The sequence below is a fragment of the Streptomyces sp. NPDC058678 genome, assembly GCF_042714835.1.
Classification (GTDB): domain Bacteria; phylum Actinomycetota; class Actinomycetes; order Streptomycetales; family Streptomycetaceae; genus Streptomyces.
On record NZ_JBHXSG010000109.1, the window covers coordinates 1 to 9541 of the forward strand.

Annotated in this window: 6 protein-coding genes; 4 read left to right on the plus strand and 2 right to left on the minus strand. The window is 67.6% G+C overall.

The window, feature by feature from the left end; genetic code table 11:
• Positions 1-1295: 1295 nt before the first annotated feature.
• Complete coding sequence (locus ACFWWR_RS45780) at positions 1296-2042, minus strand: RNA polymerase sigma factor (RefSeq protein WP_383878097.1); 747 nt, start codon at positions 2040-2042, stop codon at positions 1296-1298.
• A 299-nt stretch (positions 2043-2341) separates the two neighbouring features.
• Between ACFWWR_RS45780 and ACFWWR_RS45785 the strand changes: the two genes are divergently transcribed.
• On the plus strand, positions 2342-2569 hold the full coding sequence (locus ACFWWR_RS45785) for a response regulator transcription factor (RefSeq protein ID WP_383878099.1): 228 nt from the start codon (positions 2342-2344) through the stop codon (positions 2567-2569).
• 100 nt (positions 2570-2669) lie between these two features.
• On the opposite strand, the gene ACFWWR_RS45790 is transcribed toward ACFWWR_RS45785, so the two are convergent.
• The gene (locus tag ACFWWR_RS45790) at positions 2670-5087 is read right to left on the minus strand and encodes a SpoIIE family protein phosphatase (RefSeq protein ID WP_384310257.1); all 2418 of its coding nucleotides are present in this window, start codon (positions 5085-5087) and stop codon (positions 2670-2672) included.
• A gap of 331 nt (positions 5088-5418) precedes the next feature.
• Between ACFWWR_RS45790 and ACFWWR_RS45795 the strand changes: the two genes are divergently transcribed.
• The 3 genes from ACFWWR_RS45795 to ACFWWR_RS45805 all read left to right on the plus strand — a co-directional run.
• Positions 5419-6168, plus strand: coding sequence for a hypothetical protein (locus ACFWWR_RS45795; RefSeq protein ID WP_383878103.1), 750 nt, complete (start codon positions 5419-5421; stop codon positions 6166-6168).
• Positions 6169-6770: 602 nt separating this feature from the next.
• A complete protein-coding gene (locus ACFWWR_RS45800; protein ID WP_384310260.1) occupies positions 6771-7802 on the plus strand; it encodes an ABC transporter ATP-binding protein in 1032 nt (343 codons plus the stop codon).
• Between the two features lie 571 nt (positions 7803-8373).
• Positions 8374-9541: serine/threonine-protein kinase (locus tag ACFWWR_RS45805; protein WP_384310262.1), on the plus strand; the 1168-nt coding region annotated here is incomplete at its 3' end.

The window sequence follows — 9541 nt, forward strand, 5'->3', positions numbered from 1 at the left end:
GGCGGCGACGGCGGCGGCGGCCTCATCGGCGGCGGCGGCGGCGCAGGCGGCGACGGCGGCGGCGGCCTCATCGGCGGCGGCGGCGGCGCAGGCGGCGACGGCGGCCTCTGACTGAGGGAACCTCCACGTTCCTACTTTGTCAGTCTGTTCCTATCCTTGCGTCCCCAATGCGTCCCCAACTCCGTCTTTGCGGACGGAAGCGCAGGATAGGGAGGACAAATTCACCTGCTCGGCAGCACACCGCGACCACGCGCGCAGCGGATTCCCCTTCCAACGCGCAGAGGCTCCGTGCCCAGTGCCGCGGCGGAGCCCCATCCACCTTCACAGGACCAACACAACCAGGCTCTTGGCGTCGCTTGCATTCCTGGCTAAGTCAAGATTTCCGTGAAGCGGGTCAGTGAGCCGTCTGGTTCGTGACTCTGTGTTGTCGGCGGTTGGCGGCGACGGGTAGGACTCGCTTGTGGAGCAAGGGGAGTCCGGCTCGTCCTGCCATCTGCCGTTTGAGCAGCTTAATGTCTGTGCGAGGCAGCCTCAGCCCCATTCCGCGCTCAGCCCGAGGATGACGGCATGGAGGTCAGCCAGCAGGCCGTCGGCGAAGCCCCGCGTAGGCCGTGGTTCACGTAGGCGCGGGCGTCGGCAATCCATTCGGGCAGTCGGCTCGCGCTACGGATGGCCATCATCGCGGCGAAGAACCCGGACGCGTCCGGTGGCGGCCTCAAATTCGGGGCAGCGGGCCAGGATTGCCTTGAGTTTCTGCTGGTCGCTGTCGCTCATGCGGTCGGGGTTCCGGGTGATCCATCCAGTCACCTTGCGCACCCCGGGCGGCCCTGGCGGGGGCGGGGCACCATCCGGTGCGCGGCGGAAGCGGCGGCCGCGTTCGCGGAGCTTGGCTCCGCTGGTGTGGCCTTCGTTCCAGCGTTGGTGCACGTGCACCCCCTGGTCGAGGCTGGAGTCTGGCGGTGATGAAGGACTGACAGTCGCCACCGGCCGCACGGAACGACCGGCGGGCGGGCGGGCCGTGCAGCGCGAGGGGCGATGCCCGCGGACCCTATGAGCAGCCCGCTCACCACGGGCGACGCTCGGCAGTAGACCGGCGGCCCGGCCCCTGACGCACACTCGGTCATGCGGTACCCAACCCATGGATATCAGGGTCGGAGACTGGCGCGGTGGATGACGCTACTCACCATCATGAGCAGAGGTTCCCGTTGGTCTCTTTACATTCGCCGGTGTCCGGCTCGCCGGTGACCGTCCCACCAGCGTCGCCAGGAGAGTCGTCACCGTCGGGGTCGACGACATCACCAGGTCCGCGGCCTTGGGCCGAGGGGAGAAAAGGGACCGGGAACAGCGTGGGTCACGTCCGAGGGGCGGACATCGCGTCGCTTGGGGTTGTCGCAGATCTCGCATTGCCCGATGTGGCGGGTGATGCGCTTGCGCATCAGCACAGTCATTGTGCCGTCCCAGCCGTCAAGCATCTGGCCCAGTTCGGTGCAGTCCTTCCGCCCATTGCGGGCCAGGACCACCGCCGCCACGGCATTCTCCAACTGTTGCCGCGCTCGGGACAGCAGCGCATGTGCATGGTTGCGCTGCACCCCCAGTGCCGCAGCCACGTCGGCACCGTCCAGATCCCGGCGTACCGACAGCTCCAGCACCTCGCGATCACGCGAATTGAGCCCTTCGAAGGCCTCCCACACCAGAGTCCGTATCTCCTCGGCGCGCAGGCGCGCACCGAGGTCGACAGCCTCGTCAACCAGCTCGCCGGCTTCTTCAAGCTGAGTGGTGCGACCCTTGGTACGCAACTGGTGTCGGCATTCATTGCGGGCGATCGCATAGAGCCACGGACGAAGCCGCTGAGGGTCTCGCAGCTGGTCAATGCACTCATTGGCGAGGACGAAGGTGTCCTGCAAGACGTCGGCGGCAGCGTCGCTGTCGTGAAGAACTGAACGGCAGTAGCCATAGATCTGACCTGCGTAGGCGTCGTACGCCGCTGCCAGCCCCCGGCAGTCCGCAGCCCGAATGGCAGCCACTATTTCATGATCGTCCACATGGGAAACATTAGAGCAAAACGGACATATTTTGAACCCCCCTCGCTGCTGGACGCGTGACGGCGGCCCTGGCGGCCGTGACCACGCCCTGTGCGCAGTGGTCGAGCAGATCGGGCGGCTGTCTCAGCCCCACACCAGCCGGAGCCGAGGCTGCGTCGACCCAGCCTCGCTGGGCCGAGTCGAGTGCCGCCGGCGGGAGGAAAGAAAAGAGGGCTTCGAAATGTTGTTGGCGTGGTCTGCCGTCGCGGCTCTTGTATGCGAGCGTGGGGCATCGGGCCCCGCCTGCTGAAGGAGTCAGCATGCATGAGCCGCCTCGCGTTGCTCCCCAGACGTCACGTCCCGCCCTGTCTCCCCGCGAGCAGCAGATCCTGCGGCACATGACAGAGGGATGCACCTATGCCGGAACGGCACGTCGGCTCGGTATCTCCGTACACACCGTTGACGGCTATCTCCGCCGGATCCGGGCCAAGACCGGCGTATACACCCAGGCAGAACTGATCCGACTGGCGTTGATGCTCGGGCTGTGATCTCCCGAGCCGACCCACTCGGTACCCGCGCCTGCCCATGGCAACGGCCAGCCGGAGCATCGCCCGGAGCCCGAGCCCACGTTTTGTTTGCGCGGCAGCCTCAGGTGCCGGCGGCCAGGAACTGTTCGGCCCAGATGGTCTTGCCGATGGGGCCATGACGGGTGCCCCATCGGTGGGCGAGCTGAGCGACCAACAGCAGGCCCCGCCCCCCTTCGTCGAACAGCCGGGCGCGCCGCAGGTGCGGGGCGGTGCTGCTCGAGTCGAAGACCTCGCTGATCAAGATGTTGCCTTCGTGAATCAGCCGCAGCTGGATAGGCGGTCGGCCGTAGCGAATGGCGTTGGTGACCAGTTCACTGACGATCAGCTCGGCGATCAGGGCGGCGTCGTCAAGTCTCCAGACAGCCAGCTGGTCAGTGGCGTGGCGCCGGGCCTGGGCGACGATTGCGGGGTCGCTGGCCAGGTCCCAGACGGCGACCTTGTCGGCATGCAGAGCCCTGGTACGGGCGATGAGCAGGGCGACGTCGTCATCGGGGCGGTGCGTCAGCACACCCGCAAGGACGCTGTCGCAGACCGCCTCCACTTGCGTGACGGGGCGGGCCAGGGCAGTGAACATCTTGTCCAGAGCTTCGTCGATGTCGCGGTCGCGAGGTTGGAGCAGACCGTCGGTGTACAGGACGAGGAGGCTGCCTTCCGGCAGCTCGGTCTCCAGGGTCTCAAAGGGCAGACCGCCCAGGCCCAGCGGCGGACCGGCCGGGACATCCAGGAGGTACACCGTGCCGTTGGGGGCGGCCACGGCGGGCTGGGGGTGGCCCGCCCGGGCGAGGGTGCAGCGGCATGAGACCGGGTCGTAGACCGCGTACAGGCATGTGGTGCCGATGCCCCCAACAGTCTCGGGGGTGCTTCCCGTGCTGCCCTCCTCGGCCGACAGGTGCAGGACGAGGTCGTCGAGGTGTGTGAGCAGCTCGTCGGGCGGCAGGTCGACTTCGGCCAGGGTACGCACCGCGGTGCGCAGCCTGCCCATGGTGGCCGAGGCACGGATGCCGTGGCCGACGACGTCGCCCACGACGAGGGCCACCCGTGCGCCGGACAGCGGAATCACATCGAACCAGTCGCCCCCCAAACCGGCGCGGGTCGCGGCGGGCAGGTAGCGGGAGGCGACCTCCAGGGCCGCCTGATCGGGCAGCGTCTGCGGCAGCAGGCTGCTCTGCAGCGTCATGGTGGTGGTATGCGCGCGGGGGCGTCGACGGGCTTCGAGGATGCTGCCTGCCGCCCGGGCGGTGAGCTCCTCGGCCACTAGCAGGTCGTCCGGTTCGAAGGGCTCGGGGCGCTGGTAACGGCCGAAGAACGCCACGCCGATGATGGTGCCGTGCGCCCGCATCGGCACCACGATCACCGAGTGTGCTCCCCACCGGCGGATCCACGCGGCTGCCGGGTCCTGCTGCACCCACTGGGCGATACCGGCATCGGCCGTGTCATACAGGGCGCTGCGGCCCTGGGCCAAGCACCTGGCCGGGGGAGAAAGCGCCGGGTAGGCGGTCGTCTCCGCCGGCACATCCAAGAACTCAGGTCTGTCCTCGCGGACCGAGCGCACAGCGGTACGGCGCACGGTCACCAGCTCCGCCGGCGAGAAGGGGAGTTCCTCCACGCGGTGGGCGCCCTCCAGCAGGTCGACGGCGGTGAAGTCCGCCAGCCGAGGCACGGTGACGTCGGCCAGCTCCTGCGCGGCACGGGTGATGCCCAAGGTGGCCTCGGCATCGTTCCCCAGGAGCGTCCGCTCCTGGGTGAGGTACCCCTGCGACTTGTGGTGCGCCGCCAGGCACACAGCACGTACCCGGCCGTCCGGGTCCTTCAACGGGGCAAGAGTGGCCGAAAAGCTGTGCTCCGCGCTGACACCCGCGGGATGAAGATAGGGCTCCACCTGCTGCGACTGACCGGCTTTCATCACCAGCCGCATCTTCTCTTCGACCTCATCGTTCGCCGGACACGGCGCGATCTCTGGCAGATGCAGTCCGAGCATCTGCCTTTCCTCCAAGGACAGCGCGCCCTCCATGCCCGCGTTGGCGCGCACCAGCCGCAAGTCGGTGTCGAAGACCGCCAGGACGCAAGGGACTTGAATGAACGTCCACTTCGCCAGCGCATCACCCCGGAGCGTACGCGCTGGGTCCGCCACCGCGCACACCACGAGCCACTCGCCTGTCCCGCCACTGCCGCCTCGGTGGTGCGCCAGCAGCCCCAGCTGCAGCCGGTGGCCGTCGCCGCGTCTCAGCGCCACTGTGCCGGTGAGGCGTTCTTGCCTGGCCGCCGCCCGCCGCACCTGCCCGCCGACGTCATCGGCGAGCAGCCCGGCAGCGGGAAGCCCCACCACCTGCGCGGGCGCATACCCCAGCAGCCGCCGGGCCTCCTCGCTCCACCCCGTCACACGGCCCTGTTCGTCGATGGTGGCCGTGGCCGTGTAGGTCGGCTCCCCGGCGACCTGTGCCTCGTCAAGCCACTCACCAGGAGGGGTGGGTCGCTCCATCACCGCTCACCTCACGCCTACGGATTCCATATCCCGCTTCCCACGGGAACGCACAACCAGCGCCCTCCTAACAAGCATCAACCTGGGGCCCACCGAGCACCAGCGCAGTACGTCGACCAGGGGTTCGGCAGGGCACAGGCTCCGACGCGCCTGCCTGAACGGACATGGCGGGTGGCGGATCCCGAGTATTTCCAAGAGAAGCAAGGGGGAGAATGTCAAGCCCCGGTGTTACGGGGCTACCCCTCGCCTGCTCTCCTCGCGGAAAGTCGTGTCAACGAATTCGGCAACCTCGCCGATTCGGAAACCCTCTCGATTTCGTGAGGAGTTCAACATGTCCAGAGTCATGTCACGTCGCGCCATCGCGAGTGTCCTCGGGACGCTCATGGTTGCAACGGCGGTATCGCAAGTCCCGGCATCTGCGACACAGACGCATCACCCGCCGCTCCCGAAGCCGATCAAGCATTCCGCGAAGTGGACACTGAAATTCTCCGGTGCCGCCGGGACAAACGTGCCGTTTGCACTTTACAGCCAGCGGGAGAAGGATCACCTCTACTATGCATGGCGCAAGTGGGGTATCAGCCTCAAGTGGACCGAGTCCGCAAAGAACGAGTGGAAGTTCGTGAAGTGCGGTAGTTCAGGGACTTCGAGTCCGGTCCGCTACGACCAGAAACTCGCCCTCTACAACACTTCGGACAAGGAGTACATGGTCTACGGGAAGCGGAATGTCGGCATCAACCTGAGCTGGTCGAAGAGGCTGGATCAAAAGGCCTGCCAGTGGAAGGTGCGGGGCGGCAAGACTGGAAAGGCTATCGGCCCCTCTCCGGTCAAGGACGCGCTGCTCTTCAACACCGCGGTGAAGGACTACCTCGTCAACGAATGGCGCCCGGCAGGAGTCAGCCTGCGCTGGTACACGTACGGTATTGGTGACCAGATATGGGATAATGTCAAAAAGGCAACGTGCTTCGCGGGAGTCCTGAGCAACGAGGCCAAGGTGGCTTGTACGGCTTTCAAGGCGCTGCGGGAATTCGAAAAGGCCATGGGATACTCCCGGACCGTCCCGAACCCGCTGTCCCAGGTGTGACCACCTCGGCGACTCAAGAATGTGCCCCCGGTCCGGGCCGGACCGGGGGCACATTCACGTAACCACACGTCACGGCACCTGGGGCGCGTGCTTCACACGTCCCGCCCGACGTCAAGCCCCGAAGCCTCGGGACTGCACTCGCCGCCCACCGCTTGCAAAGATGAGATCAGACGTTCCGCCTCACATGTGGGGCCACACCCAAAGTCACCGAAAGGACAGGACGGAAATGAAACTTAGGTCCCTCCGCCGATCCGCTCCGCCTGCCGCCCTGGCAATCGCAGCGCTGACTCTGGTCAACACGGGAGAAGCCTCCGCTACATCCGTTCAGAAAAACTGCAGCGGATGGGTCAAAATTCCCGCGAAATCCTCTGAACCCGTACCGATCAAGACGAAGACGTGCCTCGAACGCAAGCAGGACGAGAGCGGATACAAGATAAGGGTCTCCACGGGAGTTCGCTACTCCGGCACGGAGAGCCATTCCTGGAGCATCTACACAGAGCAGTATTTCCAGCGCGCAAAGATAAGCAGCTGGCACTTGTCGGTATCCTCCCAGAAGAGGGAGGACTGGTATCCAGCAGACTGGGTCCAGGGGACGCGGGACAGTGGAGCTGCAGGTCTTCGGATTGCCAGGTCCTATGTCGACCCTGCAAGCGACCGCGACAGGCCGGTCAATGTATATGCATGGCTCCACACGAGGTAGCCAGAAAGAGGTGCGAGAGTTGACGACCGCCATTTCCTTTTCCGGGCTTACCAAACGCTACGGCGCCCGTACCGCGATTGAGGATGTGACCTTCTCCGTCCAGTTCGGTGAGGTCACCGGATTCTTCGGGCCGAATGGCGCCGGGAAGACGACCTGCCTGCGGATACTGGCCGGTCTGGTGGCACCGGACCGCGGAACCGCTACCGTCCTGGGGAGCCCCTTCGCGGAACTTCCCGGCCCGGCCCGGCAGGTGGGGGTGGCTTTCGACGATGCCGGCGCACACCCCGGACACACGGGCCGCCAGCACTTGCTGGCGACTGTCACCGAGGCGGGTGTCCCGGCTCGCCGGGTGGACGAAGTCCTGGCAATGACCGACATCGAGGATGTCGCGGAGAGGAAGATCGAAACCTGCTCCCAGGGCACACGCCACCGCCTGGGACTCGCCACCGCACTGCTCGGTGACCCGCGCGTTCTCATTCTCGATGAGCCCGCAGGCGGCCTGGGCCCGCATGGCGTCCGCCAGCTGCGGACTCTCCTGAGACGCCTGGCCGATCAGGGACGCGCTGTGCTGCTGTCAAGCCGTACCCTGGCCGATGTGGAGCAGACCGCGGACCGCGTGGTCGTGCTGCACAAGCGGGTCCTCTTCACCGGCTCCGTCGAGGCTCTGCGCCGACGTTCCTTCCCCGCCGGGGGTGCGCTGCGAGTGCGCACTTCGGACGACGCTCGCATGGCTGCCGAACTCGCCTCCTCCGCGGGCGACATCCGGTCGGAGGCGGCACATGGCGTACTCGTCCAGGGGGCGAGCGCCGAGACGATCCTGGCCACAGCCGCGGCCATCGGTGTCGAGGTGTATGAACTGGCCGAACCGGTCGCGAGCCTGGAGGAGGAGTTCTGCCGACTCCTCAACGACACAGCTCCCGGGGGTGCTCGGTGAGCGCCCTCTTTCGCCTGGCAGTTCGAGCAGTTCACGTCGGGCACCGCCGCAGAGGCAGAACTGGCGGAGCCTGATAGCCCCGCTGGAAGACACCTGCGACCGCACCGGCACAAGCCGAGTCCGGAGCAGATCGCGAACCGGCTGTGCACTTGCTCACCCCCTGTTCGGTCAGGCGCACCCCGTACAACTTCGCGATCAGTGTGCCCACGTGGGCGCGCGTCCACAGCTGCCCACGCAGTCCCAGGTCACGGGGCTGGTGATCGAGGATGGCCTACCGGACGGCCTCCTGCTCGGCCTCGGGCAGCGCCTGATGTTCTCCCACGCGCCGCCCGCAGGGATGGAGCCGTCAGCGCCTCACGCACGCCGGAGCGCCACTTCGCCCACCAGCCGTCCACTGCTGTTTCCCGCTCATGATCCGGGCATCGCCGCACGGGGCACGCGCGAGCTCTACTCGTTCCACACGACCCGTTATGCACGATTTGCCCGTTCTTCAGGTATGTGCGATACCGAGAGAGGAGGCTCTCCCCGATCGCCGAGGAACCCTGCTGGTCATCCTGGAAGAGAAAACGCCATGGCAGGAGCAGGCAAGGTCGCCGGGCATGTGATTGCCGGACGCTACCGGCTCCTGCGCCAGCTCGGCGCCGGAGGCTGGGGGCGCGTGTGGCTCGCCTACGACCAGGAACTGGCGTGCGAGGTCGCCCTCAAAGAGATTGCCCTGCCGCCGAACCTCCCGGAATCAGAGGTGAGCCCCCGGATCGCCCGGGCCCGCCGCGAGGCCCGGCACGCCGCCCGGCTGCGCAACCACCCCCATGTCGCCACCGTGCACGACATCCTCGAGGAGGAGGGCCTGCCGTGGATCGTCATGGAGTTCGTCCCCGGCGCCACCGACCTGGACGCGGTGGTATGCGCCCGCGGTCCGCTGCCGCCCGCCGAGGTCGCGCGGATAGGTGTGGCGGTCCTGGACGCCCTGCGGGAGGGCCACGGGCTCGGCCTCCTGCACCGGGACGTCAAACCGGCCAACATTCTGCTCACCGGCCCCGTCCGCGAACCGCGGCCCGGGTACCGCGCCAAGGGCGGACGGGTACTGCTGACCGACTATGGCATCGCGCTGGAGCAGGACTCCGGCGACACCCGCCTGACCGAGACCGCCAAGGTGCCGGGGACCTTGCCCTACATGGCGCCGGAACAAGCCCGCGGCCAGGAGCCCACCCCGGCCTCTGATCTGTTCTCGCTCGGCGCCACCCTGTATTTCGCGCTGGAGGGGACCGGCCCCTTCGACCGCAACTCCAATTACGCCACGCAGGTCGCACTGCTCTTCGAAGATCCGCCACCGCCGCTCCGGGCGGGCCGTCTGACACCGGTGGTGCTCGGGCTGCTGGCCAAGGACCCCACCCGACGGATGGACGGTGACGAGGCCGCTGACCGGCTCGCTCCCATCGCCGCTCCACCGCCGTCCCAGCCTCCATTGCCACCACCGACTATCCCGGTGGGGAGACCGCCGCCCGAGCCACCACCGCCCGCCCCGAAGCCGACGCGCGCCCAAGAGCCGGCCAAGCCGACCGAGCCGGATGAACCGGCCAGCCCACCCCCGCCTACACCACCGCCCGCGCCGCCGCGAGCGGGCGGCCCGACCTGGCAGCGGCCAGGCCCGCCGAGCCCCAGGCGCTGGCGTGCCTGGGCGCCCCCCGCGCCCCCACCCCCCCGCCCCCAGGCGGCGCGCCCCCCGGGGGCCGCGCAGC

What these genes read in the sequence shown, in the direction of transcription:
- ACFWWR_RS45785 (WP_383878099.1), top strand. Translation starts at nt 2,342, where the DNA reads ATGCATGAGCCGCCTCGCGTTGCTCCCCAGACGTCACGTCCCGCCCTG.
- ACFWWR_RS45790 (WP_384310257.1), bottom strand. Translation starts at nt 5,087, where the DNA reads ATGGAGCGACCCACCCCTCCTGGTGAGTGGCTTGACGAGGCACAGGTC.
- ACFWWR_RS45795 (WP_383878103.1), top strand. Translation starts at nt 5,419, where the DNA reads ATGTCCAGAGTCATGTCACGTCGCGCCATCGCGAGTGTCCTCGGGACG.